18 protein-coding genes and 1 pseudogene are annotated in these 15642 nt (G+C 69.0%); 11 read left to right on the top strand and 8 right to left on the bottom strand.

Annotated elements, in window-relative coordinates; translation table 11 throughout:
• Positions 1–54: 54 nt before the first annotated feature.
• Positions 55–1164 carry a transcriptional regulator gene (locus tag CA951_RS35945; RefSeq protein WP_087561413.1) on the bottom strand — a complete coding sequence of 370 codons (1110 nt, stop codon included), beginning with the start codon at positions 1162–1164 and terminating at the stop codon, positions 55–57.
• Between the two features lie 138 nt (positions 1165–1302).
• Here CA951_RS35945 and CA951_RS35950 point away from each other — a divergent pair, with 138 nt between their 5' ends.
• From CA951_RS35950 to CA951_RS35965, 4 genes are all read left to right on the top strand, one after another.
• A complete protein-coding gene (locus CA951_RS35950; RefSeq protein WP_087561414.1) occupies positions 1303–1719 on the top strand; it encodes a DUF3151 domain-containing protein in 417 nt (138 codons plus the stop codon).
• Positions 1720–1783: 64 nt separating this feature from the next.
• Positions 1784–2851 (top strand): aromatic acid exporter family protein, encoded by a 1068-nt coding sequence (locus tag CA951_RS35955; protein ID WP_087561415.1) that lies wholly within the window; start codon positions 1784–1786, stop codon positions 2849–2851.
• Positions 2852–2923: 72 nt separating this feature from the next.
• Positions 2924–3850, top strand: coding sequence for a cation diffusion facilitator family transporter (locus tag CA951_RS35960; RefSeq protein ID WP_087561416.1), 927 nt, complete (start codon positions 2924–2926; stop codon positions 3848–3850).
• Between the two features lie 67 nt (positions 3851–3917).
• On the top strand, positions 3918–4325 hold the full coding sequence (locus CA951_RS35965) for a hypothetical protein (RefSeq protein ID WP_087561417.1): 408 nt from the start codon (positions 3918–3920) through the stop codon (positions 4323–4325).
• A 3-nt stretch (positions 4326–4328) separates the two neighbouring features.
• On the opposite strand, the gene CA951_RS35970 is transcribed toward CA951_RS35965, so the two are convergent.
• Positions 4329–4790, bottom strand: coding sequence for a pyridoxamine 5'-phosphate oxidase family protein (locus tag CA951_RS35970; RefSeq protein WP_087561418.1), 462 nt, complete (start codon positions 4788–4790; stop codon positions 4329–4331).
• Between the two features lie 63 nt (positions 4791–4853).
• On the opposite strand from CA951_RS35970, the gene CA951_RS35975 reads away from it, so the two are divergent.
• Positions 4854–5810: a YafY family protein gene (locus tag CA951_RS35975; protein ID WP_087561419.1), complete on the top strand. Its 957-nt coding sequence runs from the start codon at positions 4854–4856 to the stop codon at positions 5808–5810.
• A gap of 3 nt (positions 5811–5813) precedes the next feature.
• Here CA951_RS35975 and CA951_RS35980 read toward each other — a convergent pair.
• A pseudogene (locus tag CA951_RS35980) lies at positions 5814–6981 on the bottom strand (acetyl-CoA C-acyltransferase).
• A gap of 160 nt (positions 6982–7141) precedes the next feature.
• Between CA951_RS35980 and CA951_RS35985 the strand changes: the two are divergent.
• Genes CA951_RS35985 through CA951_RS36000 form a run of 4 tightly spaced genes read left to right on the top strand, consistent with a single transcriptional unit; the run spans position 7142 to position 9332 of the window.
• Positions 7142–7741 carry a sulfite oxidase-like oxidoreductase gene (locus tag CA951_RS35985; protein WP_087561420.1) on the top strand — a complete coding sequence of 200 codons (600 nt, stop codon included), beginning with the start codon at positions 7142–7144 and terminating at the stop codon, positions 7739–7741.
• The gene (locus tag CA951_RS35990; protein ID WP_087561421.1) at positions 7731–8504 is read left to right on the top strand and encodes a ferredoxin reductase; all 774 of its coding nucleotides are present in this window, start codon (positions 7731–7733) and stop codon (positions 8502–8504) included. The genes CA951_RS35985 and CA951_RS35990 overlap by 11 nt, the downstream gene beginning before the upstream one ends.
• Positions 8505–8523: 19 nt before the next feature.
• On the top strand, positions 8524–8796 hold the full coding sequence (locus CA951_RS35995; RefSeq protein ID WP_087561422.1) for a DUF6510 family protein: 273 nt from the start codon (positions 8524–8526) through the stop codon (positions 8794–8796).
• Positions 8797–8837: 41 nt separating this feature from the next.
• Entirely contained in the window at positions 8838–9332 is a 495-nt protein-coding gene (locus CA951_RS36000) for a helix-turn-helix domain-containing protein (RefSeq protein WP_087561423.1), read from the top strand.
• Between the two features lie 39 nt (positions 9333–9371).
• On the opposite strand, the gene CA951_RS36005 is transcribed toward CA951_RS36000, so the two are convergent.
• Together CA951_RS36005 and CA951_RS36010 are read right to left on the bottom strand one after the other, a co-directional pair.
• The gene (locus CA951_RS36005) at positions 9372–10145 is read right to left on the bottom strand and encodes a site-2 protease family protein (RefSeq protein WP_087561424.1); all 774 of its coding nucleotides are present in this window, start codon (positions 10143–10145) and stop codon (positions 9372–9374) included.
• Entirely contained in the window at positions 10142–10795 is a 654-nt protein-coding gene (locus CA951_RS36010) for a hypothetical protein (RefSeq protein ID WP_256974223.1), read from the bottom strand. Before CA951_RS36010 ends, CA951_RS36005 begins: the two co-directional genes overlap by 4 nt.
• A gap of 218 nt (positions 10796–11013) precedes the next feature.
• Here CA951_RS36010 and CA951_RS36015 point away from each other — a divergent pair, with 218 nt between their 5' ends.
• On the top strand, positions 11014–12303 hold the full coding sequence (locus CA951_RS36015; RefSeq protein ID WP_087561426.1) for an adenylosuccinate synthase: 1290 nt from the start codon (positions 11014–11016) through the stop codon (positions 12301–12303).
• A gap of 458 nt (positions 12304–12761) precedes the next feature.
• On the opposite strand, the gene CA951_RS36025 is transcribed toward CA951_RS36015, so the two are convergent.
• Both CA951_RS36025 and CA951_RS36030 read right to left on the bottom strand, forming a co-directional pair.
• Positions 12762–13298, bottom strand: a complete 537-nt coding sequence (locus CA951_RS36025) for a methylated-DNA--[protein]-cysteine S-methyltransferase (protein WP_087561428.1) — start codon at positions 13296–13298, stop codon at positions 12762–12764.
• A gap of 64 nt (positions 13299–13362) precedes the next feature.
• Positions 13363–13575: a hypothetical protein gene (locus tag CA951_RS36030; RefSeq protein ID WP_087561429.1), complete on the bottom strand. Its 213-nt coding sequence runs from the start codon at positions 13573–13575 to the stop codon at positions 13363–13365.
• 62 nt (positions 13576–13637) lie between these two features.
• Between CA951_RS36030 and CA951_RS36035 the strand changes: the two genes are divergently transcribed.
• Positions 13638–15122 (top strand): PLP-dependent aminotransferase family protein, encoded by a 1485-nt coding sequence (locus CA951_RS36035; protein ID WP_087561430.1) that lies wholly within the window; start codon positions 13638–13640, stop codon positions 15120–15122.
• Between the two features lie 50 nt (positions 15123–15172).
• On the opposite strand, the gene CA951_RS36040 is transcribed toward CA951_RS36035, so the two are convergent.
• Positions 15173–15642 (bottom strand): CoA transferase (locus CA951_RS36040; RefSeq protein ID WP_143543152.1); only part of this gene is annotated, 470 nt, incomplete at its 5' end.

The raw sequence follows: 15642 nt of genomic DNA on the forward strand, positions 1-15642 counted from the left end.
TCGGGCTCGTGCGCCTTTCTGGTAGCTGTAGCTACCGGAAAGGCGCACAGTCGTTTATCGGGGGTCGCAGATCTTCCAGGTGCCGTCGACCTTCTCGAGGTTGAACGTGCGCCACGACTGCTCGGCCGGGTTGGCGGCCGTGTGGGCCTTCACCTGGGCGATGGCCGTGTCGCCGGTGATCTGCACCGCGTCGACGCCGCCGACCACGGGAATGTTCTGTTGCGTCACGGCGACCTGGTGGACCTCGGCGAAGTCCTGATCGGAAATGCCCTGGTAGTACTCGGCGAGGCTGCCGCACGTGCTGGTGCGCAGCGTCGCCAGGTCACCCTGGGTGAGAGCGGCGACGAACGTGTCGATCGTTCCCTGCACCTGAGCTTCGGGTGCATTCTCGGCCTGGTTGTTGTTGTAGACCACGATCCCGGCGACCGCGATGGCGGCGACGACGATCACGCCGGCGGCGATCGCGGTGAACAGCCACGCCTTCCCGTGCTTCTTCGAGGGCTTCTCGGCTGCAGCGACGCGCTGCGGCGCGCTCTGCTGCGGCGGCAGCACCCGCTGCGGTGCGGCCTTCGGCGGTGCGGGCGCCGGCCGCGGGGGAGTGGGCGGCGGGGGAACGGGCCGACCGTTCTGCGGCTGCTGAGGCCGGTTCGCCTGGGGTGCCGGCCGGGGTGGCGGCGGTGTCGACGGGACGCCGGGTCTCGTCACCGGGATAGCGACCGTCTCGTCGCCGGACGGCGCCTTCGCCTGGCTCTGCTGGTTCTGCGTGTTCGGGGTGCGGCGCATCTGCACCGTCGCGGCCTCGGGTGCGGCCCGTCCACCCGTCTGCGTGGGGATCGCGGTGGTGGCCGCCTCGGATGCCTTCTCCTCCGGCTTCGCTCCGGGAGCCGCGCCGGCTCGAGGTGCTTCCGCCCGCGGGCGGGGCGCCGGGGGCTTGGGCAGCTCGGACTGCGGCTCGACGGGCTTCTCCGCCGCCTTCTCCGGGGCCTTCTTCTGCGGGGGCTTCGGCTCGGGCGAGGACTTTGCCTCCGGCGCGGGCTGGGAGGACTTCGCAGGCTTCGCCGTCGCGGAGGTGCCCTTGCCTGCGGTGGTGTCGGCCGCAGCCGGGCCGGACGGTGCGTCCGTGGCCGGCTTCTGAGTCGGATCGTCTTTCTTCGGGTCCTGCACGCGCTGCCCCTCGGTCTGCAGAGAAATGAACGTTGGAGGCAGCCTAACGACATCGCGAGTCATCGGAGACCACGAGAGGGCGCGTCGCGGACGCGGGCCGACGCACTGACGGCTCCGCGGCGGGGGCACAATAGGCGCATGACGTCTTTCGGTGACCTTCTCGGACCACAGCCCACGCTGCTTCCCGGGGACGACGAGGCCGAGTCGGCCCTGTTGAACCACGAGGATCCGGCTTCCGTGGCAGCCGCCCATCCCACCGCATCCATCGCATGGGCCTACCTGGCCGAGGCCGCCCTCGACGCAGACCAGACCATCACGGCCTACGCCTACGCGCGCACCGGGTACCACCGTGGCCTGGACCAGTTGCGTCGCAACGGCTGGAAGGGTTTCGGCCCGGTTCCTTACGCCCACGAACCCAACCGCGGTTTCCTCCGCTGCGTCGCCGTCCTGGCGAAGGCGGCGAAGGCGATCGGCGAAACGGACGAGTACGCGCGGTGCCTCGACCTGCTCGAGGACTGCGATCCCCGAGCCGCCGAAGCGCTTGGCGTCAGTTAACGCCCTCGGTACAGCGAAAGTCCGTGGCCGGGACGGGCTGAGGACCTCGGTTCACCGGTTGCGGGTGTCGGCGCTGCCCATCCTGCAGTGCGCGATCGCGGCCGGTGCCGCGTGGTGGGTGGCGACGGTGGTGATCGGTCATCCGACGCCGTTCTTCGCTCCCATCGCCGCGGTGGTGTCGCTGGGCTTGTCGCTCGGCGCCCGCCTGCGTCGTTCTGTCGAGTTGGTGGCCGGTGTCACGATCGGGATCGGGGTCGGCGACCTCATCGTCTCCGTCATCGGAAGTGGCGCCTGGCAGATCACTCTCGTTGTCATACTGGCGATGTCCGCGGCGGTGCTGCTGAACAGCGGCCCGATCTTCTCGATGCAGGCGGGCAACTCCGCGGTGCTCGTGGCGACGCTGCTGCCTCCCGGCGGTGCCGCCGGGATCAACCGCATGGTGGACGCCCTGACCGGTGGTCTGGTGGGGATCGCCGTTGTCGCGCTGATTCCCACGCATCCGGTGGGTCGGGCGCGCAAGTACGCCGCGAACGTTCTCGGGACGGCGTCCGAGGTGATGCAGTTGGTGGCCGACGGGTTGGTGGCCAATGACGACAAGCCGATCGAGGAGGCGCTGCGGAAGGCGCGGGCGACGCAGGCGTCCATCGACACGCTGCGGACCCACCTCGCGGGTGGCCGCGAGATCAGCCGCATCTCGCCGCTGTACTGGAACACCCGGGGCAGGCTCGAGCGGCTGACCGCGGCCGCGGACCCACTCGACAACGCGCTGCGCAACATCCGGGTTCTCGCGCGGCGGTCGCTCACGCTGGTGCGGGACGACGAGATCCTCAACCCGCGGCTCGTCGACCAGGTGGAGAAGCTCGCCCACGCGTTGGAAACCCTTCGGCAGATGGCGCTCGCGGACCCCGGTCAGCAACCCGACCAGGCCGAGGCGGCGCGGGTGCTGCGGTCGGTGGCGTCCGGCCTGAAACCGGAACTGGTGGAGAACGCGGGCCTGTCGGCGACCGTCGTCTTCGCGCAGATCCGGTCTCTGACCGTCGACCTTCTGCAGGTCGCAGGGCTGAAACGCATCTCGGCCATCGCGACGCTGCCGCCGACGGTGGAGAAGCCGGCGTATCGTCCCGAACTCTGACCGCCCGAGCACGCTGTTGAACATATGCGCATGTACGCATATGATCGGCACAACTCGGGAGGAGGCTCACCTATGGGAGTCGGTCACGGACATTCGCACGGCCACACACCAGGTGCCGGTGAGGTAGGCCCGTCCCGGGGGCGGATCCGCCGCATGGTGATCGCTCTCGTCATCCTCCTCGCGTTCCTGGTCCTCGAGGTCGTCGTCGGCCTGACCGTCAACTCGCTGTCGCTGCTCGCCGACGCCGGACACATGCTGACCGACGTCGTCGGAATGTCGATGGGACTCGTCGCACTCCTCCTCGCCCGCAAGGGCAGTGCCACCGCAGCCCGGACCTTCGGCTGGCACCGCGCCGAAGTGCTCACGGCCATGGCCAACGCCGCGATGCTGCTCGCCGTCGCGATCTGGGTGTTCTACGAGGCCATCTCCCGGATCGGCGACGTCCCCGAACTTCCCGGCATGGCGCTGATCCTCACCGCATCCGTCGGTCTCGCCGCGAACCTCGTGGTGATGCTGATGCTCCGCGCCGATTCCAAGGACAGCCTGGCCGTCCGCGGCGCCTACCTCGAAGTGCTCGCGGACGCCGTCGGCAGTGTCGGCGTGCTCATCGCCGGCGCCGTCGTGCTGGTGTTCGACTGGACCTACGCCGACATCATCGTCGGTGTCCTCATCTCGCTGTGGGTGGTGCCGCGGGCGATGAAACTGGCCGCCGCGTCGCTGCGCATCCTCACCCAGGCCTCGCCCGAGGACGTCGACGTCGAATCGGTGCAGGCCGACCTCGAGGCGCTGCCCGGGGTCACCGGCGTGCACGACCTGCACGTGTGGACGCTCACCACGGGAATGGATGTGGCCACCGTCCACCTCACCACCGAGGCCGACTCGTCCACGGTCCTCGAAGCGGCGCGGACCGTCCTGGAGCGTCACCACCTCTCGCACGCGACCGTGCAGGTTGAGTCCACCGCCAACGGGCGCCACTGCGCCGAGAACGTCACCTGGTAGACCCTGTCTGTTTCGTCCGGAATCGCGGCGGGAAATCGTTGTCGGACGACTCACGGAAGGGAACACCATGTCCACTCTCGCAGCGTTCGCACGACCCGCCGCCGTTGCCGCACTCGGTGCGGCCGCCCTCTTCGCAGCACCCGCCGCCGCCTCCGCCGCGCCGTTCATGCCCGATCCGCTGGCGAACTGTACGCCGGCCGCGACTTTGGGTGTCGAGAAGGAAGGCAACCAGGTCGAGTGGGAGTTCGAGGGACCCGAGAAGGCTACGACCGACGCTCAGGTGACGTACCTCAACATTGGTGGCCAGGCGCCGACGATCGGCACGTCGGGCCCGTTGGCGAATGGTGAGGGTGTGGAACGGGATCTGCCCGGCTTGACCGCCCATCTGATCCCCGGCGGCAGCTACGACGCCGATGGTGCAGGTACGGCGTCGCAGCCCTGTGCGCTCGGCTTCGGATTCGCCGTCACGCAATGACCGTCACTTGGTGAACCGGGTGACGCCCGCGCCCGGGCGCCACAGATCGACGTACAGGTGCTCGCCGTCGACGGTGGTGTGCACCACCTCGTCGAGGTCGAGTTCGAAGACGTCCGCCTCGGGGATCTCGTCGGGGTAGCGGTCGACGATCGTCTGCTTTCGTTCCCCGAGGATCTCCCGGGCGCGGCCGCTGATCTTGGCGTCGCCGCCCTCCATCGTGTGGTGACCGGGGTTGCTGTGGAGGGAGTATCGCGGATCGCGTTGCAGATCCTGCACTTTGCGTGCGCCGACCATCGATCCGAGCAGCAACGCGCCGTCGTGGAACTCGACCTCGGTGCCGCTCACCCGTGGGGAACCGTCCTTGCGGAGCGTCGCCAGCACGTGGTGCTTGTGCGCCTCGAAGCGCGCGGCGACGGCCTTGGCGAGGTCGGGTGCTTCTGTCTCGAACTGTGCCCAGTTGGTCATGCCGGCCAGTGTGCGCGCATATCCCTGACATCTACTGTCAGGGATTCTGTCTAGACTCGGAGGATGCGTTCGAGTCGGCTCGTCGAGGTGATGCTCCGTCTGGAGGGCAGTCGCGGGGCCACCGCACAGCAACTCGCGGACGAACTGGGCGTCTCGGTTCGCACCGTGTATCGCGACGTCACGGCGTTGTCGGCGGCGGGGGTCCCGTTGTGGACGGAGAGCGGACCCGGGGGCGGGATCCGGTTGCTCGACGGCTGGCAGTCGAAACTCGGCGGCATGACGGGGGCGGAGACGTCCGCGTTGATGTTGCTCGGGGTCCCGTCGATCGCCGAGGATCTCGGTCTTCGCGACGTCACCGCGGCGGCGCAGTCGAAGTTGCTGGGGGCGTTGCCGGTTCCGCTGCGGGCCGGGGCGCAGCTGTGGCGGGACCGGCTGTACGTTGACGCGCCCGGCTGGTTCGACGGGCCACAAGACAACGGCGACCTCCCGGTGGTCGCGTCCGCGGTGCTCGAGGGGCGGCGTCTGGGTATTCGTTACCGCAAGGGGAACCGTTCGGCGGCAAGAACACTCGACCCCCTGGGATTGGTGGCAAAGGCCGGCGTCTGGTATCTCGTTGCGCAGCATCACGGACGGACGCTGTCGTACCGGGTGTCGCGGATCAGTGATGCTACCGTGCTGAAGCAGCCGGCGGTGCGGCCCCGCGATTTCGATCTCGGTGCGTGGTGGACGGACTCGGTGGCCGAATTCGACCGTGCCCTCCTGCGATTCCGGTGCCGGGTGCGGCTCTCGCCCGCGGCGTGGCGCCGGCTGCCCCGGGTGGTCGGGGTGGAGGCCGCTCGCGTCGAACCCGGCCCGCCCGACGACGACGGCTGGGTCACCGTCGACCTGCTGCTCGAAGCCGAGGACGTGGCCCTCGACCATCTGACCGCTCTCGGCGGGGGCGCCGAAGTGCTCCAGCCGCAGTCGCTGCGGGACTCGCTGCGTGCGGTGGGAGAGGCGATCACCCGCCGGAACGGCTGAGGGTCACCCGAGTCGTTCGAGGACGGTGGCGTTGGCGAGTCCGCCCGCCTCGCACATGGTCTGCAGTCTGAACCGGGCCCCGCGCTGCTCCATCGCGTTCACCAGCGTGGTCATGAGCCGGGCGCCACTGGCCCCCAGCGGATGTCCGAGCGCGATCGCACCGCCGTGCACGTTGACCCGGTCCAGGTCGGCTCCGGTCTCCGCCGCCCAGGCCAGAACCACCGGCGCGAAGGCCTCGTTGACCTCGAACAGGTCGATGTCGGAGATGTCGAGGCCGCTGCGCTGCAGCACCTTACACGTCGCGGGAATGACGGCGGTGAGCATCATCAGCGGGTCGTCGCCGACGACGGCGAAGCTGTGGAGCCGGGCCAGGGGCCGCAGTCCGAGGCGTCCCGCGATCTCGCTCGTGGTGATCATGAGCGCCGCACTGCCGTCCGACAGGGGACTGCTGTTGCCCGCGGTGATCGACCAGTCGACCTGCGGGAACCGCTCCCCGTAGATTTCGCTGCGGAAGGCGGGTCGTAGGCCGGCGAGCGCGGCCGCCGTCGTGTCCGGCCGGATGGCCTCGTCGACCCAGCTCCGGGAGGGCGGCGAGTTCCTTCGTGAAGTTCCCGGCACTCGTTGCCGCCGCGGCCTTGTGGTGGCTGCGCAGCGCGAAGTCGTCCAGTTGGGTACGGGAGAGTCCCCACCGGGCGGCGATGAGTTCGACGCTGATGCCCTGTGGGACGAGGCCGTCGGGGTAGCGGCGCTCGAAGCCGACGCCCATCGTCTCGCGTCCGATGCTGCTGGACCCCATGGGGACTCGGCTCATCGACTCGACACCGGCGGCGACGACGATGTCGTAGGCGCCGGACAGCACGCCCTGCGCGGCGAAGTGGACGGCCTGCTGGCTGCTGCCGCACTGCCGGTCGACGGTCGTGCCGGGAACGGACTCGGGGAACCCGGCGGCGAGAAGTGCACTGCGGGTGATGTTCTGGCTCTGGTCGCCGACCTGGGTGACGGTGCCGCCGATGACGTCGTCGATCAGTGCGGGGTCGATACCCGTGCGCTCGACGAGGGTCGACAGGCTGTGGGCGAGGAGGTCGACGGGATGCACCCCGTGCAGGGCGCCGGAGGGCTTGCCCTTGCCGATCGGCGTGCGGACGGCCTCGACGATGACGGCGTCTCTCATGACTGTTCCTTTCGCTGCCGTGAGTACTTGTCAACCGCGGGCGGTTAACAAGTACTCACGGGTCGGAGACCTGGCTATGGTTATGGCAAGTCAGGTGTGATGAACGCCTCGGATCGACGGTTTGTGCTGCGTATATCCCGCGGCGGTCCTAACGTGAGGCATGGCTGTTCTGACCCCCGGCTTCCACGGCAGACCGCGCAGCGAGCACGCCCTCCCGCCCGGTCAGTACGAGGTCACCGATTTTCCGGTCCTCTCCGCAGGGCCGACGCCCCGCGTCCCGACCGACACGTGGACCCTGACCGTCACCGACGAGACCGGCGGGCGCCGCGAGTGGTCGTGGGCCGAATTCATGGCGCTGCCGCAGGAGCGCTCGACGGTCGACCTGCACTGCGTCACGCGATGGTCGAAGTTCGGCACCTCCTGGAAGGGCGTCTCCCTCGACACCCTGTTCGCGGATGTCGAGACGTCCGCGGGATTCGTCCTCGTCGGGTGCGACGGCGGCTACACCACCAACCTCCCCGTCGCCGACCTTCTCGGCGGCAAGGCGTGGATCGTGCACACCTACGAGGGTTCGCCGCTCGCGCCGGTGCACGGGGGTCCGGCCCGCCTGCTCGTGCCGCACCTCTACCTGTGGAAGTCCGCGAAGTGGGTTCGGTCCATCCAGCTCGTCCCCCAGGACCTTCCCGGCTTCTGGGAACAACTCGGGTATCACGATCGCGGCGACCCGTGGCGGGAGCAGAGGTATCAGGGTGACCAGTGAACTCGTGGGCCGCGCCGTGCTCGGCTGGCGGGTGGCCGAACTCGTCGAGTCGTGGCCCGAGACGGCGAGTGCGCGTGCCCTGGTCCTCGAGGTACCCGACTGGCCGGGGCATCGCGCCGGGCAGCACGTCGATCTCCGTCTGACCGGACCCGACGGGTACACCACCGAACGGAGCTACTCGCTGGCGTCGCCGCCCGCGCGCTCGTCCGGCGGGTGGCGCCTGCAGTTGGTCGTCCAGCGGGTGCAGGACGGTGAGGTGTCTCCGTATCTGACCGACGTGTTCGCCGCGGGCAATCTGATCGAGGTGCGCGGACCGATCGGTGGCTGGTTCGTGTGGTCGCCGCGCGAGGGCGGCGGCGCGCCTGTGCTTCTCGTCGCGGGTGGGTCGGGCATCGTGCCGCTGATGTCGATGATCCGGGAGCGCCGGTTCCGCCGCGATCGCACACCGTTCCGGCTCGTGTACTCGCTGCGGACGCAGGCCGACGAGTTGTTCGCGGACGAGCTGAACAGACCGGGGACCGGCGACGGGGGAGTCGAGACGTTCGTCCTCCGCACCCGTGAGGACTCGCCGCGGTCCGGGCGTCCGGCCGGTCGGATCAGCGCTGCCGATCTCGCGGCGTGGGGATGGCCCGCGGACTTCGCGCCGCGCTGCTTCGTGTGCGGGCCTACCGGTTTCGTCGAGGAGGTGGCTCGTCTGCTGCTCTCGCTCGGGCACTCGCCGGACGACATCAAGACCGAGCGGTTCGGTCCCTCCGGGCCGTGACCGGAGGAAGGGGCTTTCGATGAGTACGTTGCAGGGCAACGATTTCGAGGACGGAAACGTTCTCGGTGGGCCGTTCGCGGAGATCTTCGTCCACGATCTCACCGCGGCGACCGGCCGGTGCCGATTCTGCGGTCTCGACGGACCGATGGCCGCCGTCCACGTCTATTCGCGTGCGCCCGGCGTCGTCGCGCGATGCCCGGGGTGTCAGGAAGTGCTACTGCGGCTCGTGTCGACTCCGCGCGGCCTCGAACTCGACGCCAGCGGTCTCGCGCACTTGTCCTGGAGGCTGTAGCCGCTGACTATGGAATCTGCAAGTCAGCTAGGCTGAGGTGCATGGATGCGGCACGGTTGGACGGCTTTCTCGCAGATCGCGACACCTGGCGGGCCACGCACTGCTCGATCGGCAAGGCGATGGACGTGATCGGCACGCGCTCGGCCGTCCTGATCCTGCGCGAGGCCTACTACGGCACCACGCGATTCGACGACTTCGCGAAACGGGTCGGCATCACCGAGGCCGTGGCGGCGTCCCGGCTGCGTGAACTGACCGCCGAGGGCCTGTTCGAGCGGCAGCCCTACAAGGAGCCCGGGCAGCGCACCCGCTACGAATACGTGCTCACCGCGAAGGGCCGCGACCTCCTGCCTGCCGTGCTCGCGCTGATGCAGTGGGGCGACAAATACCTTCAGGGCGAGTGCGGACCGCCGATCGGGCTGCGGGACGACGCCACCGGCGAACCCGTCCGCGTCGAGGTCCGCAGTCCGGGCCGGGAGGTGCCGCTGGCGGAACTGCGGCTGACCCCCAACTTTGCGGAGGGCGACGCCCGCCCGTGAGTACTTCTTAACCGCCGGCGGTTGATAAGTACTCACGGATCAGAGCCAGAAGCGCATCAGATAGTTGCCGTACTGCGCGTAGGTCTCCGGCACCCCGGACAGTTCGAACAGTCGGTAGATGAAGTCGAAGAACACCACGTTGATCGACGGCACGAACAGCAGCGCCACGAGGATCAGCAGTCCGTACGGTTTGAACTGGTCGACGGACCTGCGGGTGCGGGGCGGCAGGAACGGCTCGAGTGCGGCGTACCCGTCGAGTCCGGGAACCGGCAGGAGGTTGAGGACGGTCGCCATCACCTGCAGGAATGCGAGAAAGCTCAGGCCCGTCCAGAACACCAGGTGGTCGCCGCCGAGCCCGAACCAGCGGATCGCAGCGAGGAGGACGATCGCCGACACCAGGTTCACGGCGGGTCCGGCGAGTGACACCCGCGCCTGCACCTTCGGCGGGAACAGTCCGGTGCGCAGGTACACGGCGCCGCCGGGCAATCCGATCCCGCCGAGCGCGATGAACAGCACCGGCAGGCCGATCGACAGCAGCGGGTGGCTGTACTTCAACGGGTTGAGCGTCAGGTAGCCGCGCACCTCGACGTCGGTGTCGCCGTGCCGCCACGCCGTGAACGCGTGCGCGAACTCGTGCACGCAGAGCGTCACCACCCATCCCGCGACCACCAGCAGGAACACCCCGACATGCCCGAGGACCGATTCCCGCTCGGCACGCCAGGCGAGGACACCGCCGGCGACGGCGACCGCGACGACGAGCAGGAAGACCGGACTGGGACGGACCGCGGTGGTCCGCGCCCTGGGCAGGTTCATCGGACCAGCAGCCACTCTTGGTCGTGGCGGTAGAACGTCGAGCGCTTGACGTCGCGCGGGTTCGGCACGCCGTCCCGGGTGAGGGCCGCGGCGGGCGACCCCAACTGCACGGCGCGACCCTCGACCCAGCGGCGCGGCAGCCAGCGCCGGCGAGGTTCGACCGACGCCCGCAGACCGGGCATCCGCGGCGTCGGGGTGATGTTCATGTTCGTCGTCGTCCCCGAGAACAACCGGGTGTCGTCGACGTACGCCTCGCCGACGAGCGGGGCGCCGTCCGGGCCCGTGACGGTGGCGCATCCGACGAGCGCTATCCCCGCGTCGTCGCGGATGAGGGGGACCGGTTTGGCCGTGCCCTTCAGCGCCGTGCGGGCGCCACGAGCGCCGGCGGACAGGTGGTAGGCCTCCGTCGCGTCCGAACGGTGCTCCGCGACGTAGGCGAGTTCGATGTGCAGCCGTTCGGTGCGCATCAGCCGGGTCAGGGTGGCCGCGAGGGCGGCGTCGCTGCCGACCACGATCAGTCGCGGATCCGCGACCACATGCAGTTTGGAGAAGACCTCGTCGAAGTCGTCCTTGTCCGGAACCGTGGGTGCGCTCGAGGCGGAAATGGAGCCCAGAGGTAGGGGAAGCGGCGCGTCGCCGCAAATGAGCACTACGGGGGTCAACGCCACTCCTCGCCCGGATGTCCCGCCGCGATTTCCGCAGCTTCCCTTTCCGATCATCCTAGTGGCACGCCCGAGTTGGCCTCCCCAGCCGTACTGTGGGGTCTGTTCTCCGTGCCCTCGGCTAGACTGTTCCCCCGGCCACTGCCTACGAACGGCAGGACCACGCAGTCGGATACGACTGTACGTCGACCGTAGGAGACAACGTCATGCCGGCAATCGTCCTGATCGGCGCCCAGTGGGGCGACGAGGGCAAGGGCAAAGCGACCGATCTACTGGGCGGACGCCTGCAGTGGGTGGTGCGCTACCAGGGCGGTAACAACGCCGGACACACAGTGGTACTTCCGAACGGCGACAAGTTCGCACTGCATCTCATCCCGTCCGGAATCCTCACTCCGGGAGTCACGAACGTCATCGGAAACGGTGTCGTGGTGGACCCGGGAGTGCTGCTCACCGAACTCGCCGGACTCGAACAGCGGAGCGTGGACACCAGCCGCCTGCTGCTCTCGGCCGATGCGCACCTGATCATGCCGTACCACGTTGCCATCGACAAGGTCACCGAACGCTTCCTCGGGGCCAAGAAGATCGGCACCACCGGCCGCGGCATCGGGCCCTGCTACCAGGACAAACTCGCGCGAGTCGGCGTCCGCGTGCAGGACGTGCTGGACGAGAAGATCCTCACCCAGAAGGTCGAGGCGGCACTCGAGTTCAAGAACCAGGTGCTCGTCAAGATCTACAACCGCAAGGCCCTCGACCCGCAGCAGGTCGTCGACGAGGTGCTCGAGCAGGCCAACGGTTTCAAGCACCGCATCGCGGACACGCGCCTGCAACTCAACGAGGCGCTCGAACGCGGCGAGACGGTGCTGCTGGAGGGTTCGCAGGGCACGCTCCTCGACGTCGACCACGGCACCTACCCGTACGTGACGTCGTCCAACCCGACGTCCGGTGGCGCAGCGGTCGGTTCGGGCATCGGCCCCACCAAGATCACGACGGTGCTGGGCATCCTCAAGGCGTACACCACCCGCGTCGGTTCGGGCCCGTTCCCGACCGAACTGTTCGACCAGAACGGCGAATACCTCGCCAAGACCGGCGGCGAGGTGGGTGTCACCACCGGCCGTGCCCGGCGCACCGGATGGTTCGACGCCGTGATCGCCCGCTACGCAACGCGTGTCAACGGCATCACCGACTACTTCCTCACCAAGCTCGACGTGCTCAGCAGCCTCGACACCATCCCGATCTGTGTCGGCTACGACGTCGACGGTGTGCGGCACGACGAGATGCCCATGTCGCAGACCGACGTTCACCATGCGAAGCCGATCTACGAAGAAATGCCCGGCTGGTGGGAAGACATCTCCCACGCCCGGACGTTCGAGGAGCTTCCGAAGAACGCGCAGAACTACGTCCTGCGTCTCGAGGAACTGTCGGGTGCGTACATCTCCTGCATCGGCGTCGGCCCCGGCCGCGACGAGACCATCGTCCGCCGCGACGTGGTGCGGTAGTCCGACTTTCGCGCGCCGAATGTGGCATCGGCCGAGTTGAATTCAACCGGTGCGGCATTCGGCGATCCGCGATACATTCGAGCCGATGATCAGGACTGTGGAAGCGAGCACCCGGACACCTCCCGGTCGGTGGTACGACAGCTTTCACGCAGCGGCCACCGTCCTCGAGGCGTTCGGTTCCGGGCACGACCCTACGGATTCCGGCCGGTGCGTGGCGGTGGTGTCGACGGATCTCGGTGTCTGGGTATTCGAGGGTGATCCGAGGTCGACGGTGGATGCGTTCATCCACGCCGTGGAGCGGGCGATCGTCGCCGGCGGGCAGGCGTTCGTGCTGGGTTGTGCCGTTGTGAGCGGGACGGATCAGCGGGTCGTGCGGACCCTTCGGGTTCCCGACGGCGACAGGATGGTCGCGGCCGCCGCGATGGCGCGCGAACTCGTCGTCGATACGCAGGAGCCAATCAGAACAGCACCGGGTCGTCGAACCCGGGAGTGTGCTCGAGGGCCAGCAATTCGCGCTTGGTGAGGGTGCCGCCACCTGCGGAGAAGCCACCCACCTGCCCACCCGCGGCGAGGACGCGATGGCACGGGATCACGACCGGCAGCGGGTTGCGGCCCAGCGCCTGACCGACGGCCTGCGCGGCGCCCGGTTTGCCGAGTTCCGCCGCGATGTCGCCGTAGGTGAGGGTGGTGCCCGGGTCGATCGCGCGGGTGATGTCGTATACGCGGCAGTCGAATTCGGGGACCCCCTCGAAGTCGAGGTCGATCCACCGCAGATCGTCGAGTGCGCCGCCCAGATGTTCGCGTATTCCGTCGATGGCCTGCTGGACCGGTGTGGGTGGCTGGTGCTCCACCGCGTCCGGGAAACAGTGTTCGACCCGCTGCCGGGTGGACTCGGGTGAACCCTCGGGCAACTGCACACCCACGATCCCCGCGGCCCGCCACGCGATGGCGCACGTGCCGAGGGCGGTGTCGAACAGGGCGATTCCTGTGGTCACCAGCCCAGTATGCCTCCGACCTCCGACACCTACCGTCCGTGAACCGTGGCCGGCGGAGGTTCGATCAACTGCAGGGGCCGCCGGGGCGCCGAGGTCCCGGATCATGCCAGTCCGGATCTTCTGGACTGCTCGGCGGGTCGGGAAAGATGCCGCCGAGAGGGGCGCCGATCCGGAACTGCTCCAGGCGAAATATGCCCTCACCTTCCTCTTTCGGGCCGAAGTGCGCGACCGCCGCGGCCAGGAGAGCCATGCACAGGAGCGTGATCAGTGTCGTCATGGATCCGAGCTTCGTGAGAACTGGCTTGGAGTTGAATAGCCAAGAGGGTGATACTGGACTGCATGATGACTCGTGTACTCGGAGCTCGCTCCCTGGCCAGGGACCTCGGCAACTGGCAGGACGACAGCGGCCGCCGTTCGGCGGCGCGGCCGGCCTACCGGGCACTGGCCGAGAGCATCCGCCTGCTCGTGCACGACGGTCGCATCCCGCTGGGTGTCGCGTTGCCGAGCGAACGCGAACTGGCGTCGGTGCTGGAGTTGAGCCGGACCACGATCACGTCGTCGTATTCGGTGCTCCGGGACGAGGGGTATCTCATCAGCAGGCAGGGGTCGCGCAGCACGGTCGCGTTGCCGCTCGGGGCGCGGCAGAACGGGCTGATGTTCCGGGCGCACCAGCCCGGATCCGACGGTGCGGTGGTCGACCTCAGTTACGCCGCGATGGCCGCGCCCGCCGAAGCGGTCGAACAGGCCTACGCCTATGCGCTGCAATCACTTCCGCAGTTCCTTCCGACTCACGGGATGGAGCCGGTGGGGATCGGCGCGTTGCGGGAGGTGATCGCGGCCCGCTACCGGGCGCGGGGGCTGGAGACCTCGCCCGAGCAGATCATGGTCACGTCCGGGGCCCAGCACGCGCTGCGGCTGCTCCTGAACGTGCTGACGGCGCCGGGGGAGCGGGTGCTGGTCGATCACCCCACCTACCCCAACGCGCTGGAGGCGATCCGCAGGGTCGGCGCGCGTCCGGTCCCCGTGCCCGTCCGGCCGGAGGGCGGTGCGTCGGGGGCGTGGGATCTCGACGGAATCCGCAGCGCGGCCCGGCAGACCGCGGCCCGGATGGCGTACCTGATTCCGGACTTCCACAACCCCACCGGGCTGTGCCTGGACGCGTCCGGGCGAGCCGAGCTGGCGCGGATCGCGCGTGACACCCGCATGACGCTGGTGGTGGACGAGACGATGGTCGACCTGTGGCTCGACGAGCCGTCACCCGGTCCGGTCGCGGCGTACGCCAAGGGCGCGGCGAAATCGGAGGTCGTGACGATCGGGTCGGCGGCCAAGTCGTTCTGGGGTGGGCTGCGCGTCGGCTGGATTCGCGCGGATCCGGCGCTGATCACCCGGCTCGCCGGGGCACGGGCAGCGGTCGACCTGGGGACACCGGTGATGGACCAGCTCGCGGCGGCGCATCTGCTCACTGACGACGAGCTCGTTCTCGCGCGTCGCCGTGCGGAGCTGCGGGAGCAGCGGGGCGCGATGCTCGACGCGCTGGCCGACCGCCTCCCGGACTGGGTCCCGACCATCGGTTCGGGAGGGATGTCGCTGTGGCTGCGCATGCCTGCGCCGGTCTCGACGGCGCTGGCCGCGACGGCCCCCAACTTCGGCGTGCTGCTGGCCGCGGGACCGCGGTTCGGGGTGGAGGGTGCGTTCGAACGGTTCGTCCGGCTCCCGTACGCGCGGACGTCCGACGAGTTGCGCCGCGGCGTCGACGGCATCGCGGCGGCGTACGAGACGCTGGCCGTCGACCGTGAGCTCGCGGAACCGTCCCTCGTCGTCTGAGCACGTGAGTGGCAAAGTGTGCGCGGGCACGCGTTGCCACTCACCTGCGGTCAGGTCCAGACGGTGTCGATGTCGACGCCCTCGCGGGCCGGCGGGGTGGGAGCGCCGGCGGGGGTGCGGGAGAACCGGGGCGCCGGGGCGTGCTGGGTGACGCCGTCGAGGTCGATCAGCGACCCGCGGGCGGCGATGTGCTCGTTGGACGGCGCCTCCGCGAACGTCAGCACCGGCGACACGCAGGCGTCGGTGCCGAGGAAGATGGCGGCCCACTCGTCGCGGGTCTTCGACAGGAACTTCTCGGCGAAGACCTTCTTCATCTGCGGCCACGCCGACACGTCCATCTGCTGCGNCAGTTCGGCGGGGTCGAGTTCGAGGCCCTGCAGCAGCAGGGCGTAGAACTGCGGCTCGATCGAGCCCACGGCCATGTACTTGCCGTCGGACGTCTCGTAGGTGGCGTAGAACGGCGCACCGGTGGCAAGCAGGNTCACGCCCCGCTCGTCGGACCAGACGCCGCGCCCGCGGA

This window comes from Rhodococcus sp. NCIMB 12038 (genome assembly GCF_002165735.1).
Lineage (GTDB): Bacteria > Actinomycetota > Actinomycetes > Mycobacteriales > Mycobacteriaceae > Rhodococcus_F.

What these genes read in the sequence shown, in the direction of transcription:
- CA951_RS35950 (WP_087561414.1), top strand. Translation starts at nt 1,303, where the DNA reads ATGACGTCTTTCGGTGACCTTCTCGGACCACAGCCCACGCTGCTTCCC.
- CA951_RS35960 (WP_087561416.1), top strand. Translation starts at nt 2,924, where the DNA reads ATGGGAGTCGGTCACGGACATTCGCACGGCCACACACCAGGTGCCGGT.
- CA951_RS35965 (WP_087561417.1), top strand. Translation starts at nt 3,918, where the DNA reads ATGTCCACTCTCGCAGCGTTCGCACGACCCGCCGCCGTTGCCGCACTC.
- CA951_RS35970 (WP_087561418.1), bottom strand. Translation starts at nt 4,790, where the DNA reads ATGACCAACTGGGCACAGTTCGAGACAGAAGCACCCGACCTCGCCAAG.
- CA951_RS35975 (WP_087561419.1), top strand. Translation starts at nt 4,854, where the DNA reads ATGCGTTCGAGTCGGCTCGTCGAGGTGATGCTCCGTCTGGAGGGCAGT.
- CA951_RS35985 (WP_087561420.1), top strand. Translation starts at nt 7,142, where the DNA reads ATGGCTGTTCTGACCCCCGGCTTCCACGGCAGACCGCGCAGCGAGCAC.
- CA951_RS35995 (WP_087561422.1), top strand. Translation starts at nt 8,524, where the DNA reads ATGAGTACGTTGCAGGGCAACGATTTCGAGGACGGAAACGTTCTCGGT.
- CA951_RS36000 (WP_087561423.1), top strand. Translation starts at nt 8,838, where the DNA reads ATGGATGCGGCACGGTTGGACGGCTTTCTCGCAGATCGCGACACCTGG.
- CA951_RS36005 (WP_087561424.1), bottom strand. Translation starts at nt 10,145, where the DNA reads ATGAACCTGCCCAGGGCGCGGACCACCGCGGTCCGTCCCAGTCCGGTC.
- CA951_RS36015 (WP_087561426.1), top strand. Translation starts at nt 11,014, where the DNA reads ATGCCGGCAATCGTCCTGATCGGCGCCCAGTGGGGCGACGAGGGCAAG.
- CA951_RS36030 (WP_087561429.1), bottom strand. Translation starts at nt 13,575, where the DNA reads ATGACGACACTGATCACGCTCCTGTGCATGGCTCTCCTGGCCGCGGCG.
- CA951_RS36035 (WP_087561430.1), top strand. Translation starts at nt 13,638, where the DNA reads ATGATGACTCGTGTACTCGGAGCTCGCTCCCTGGCCAGGGACCTCGGC.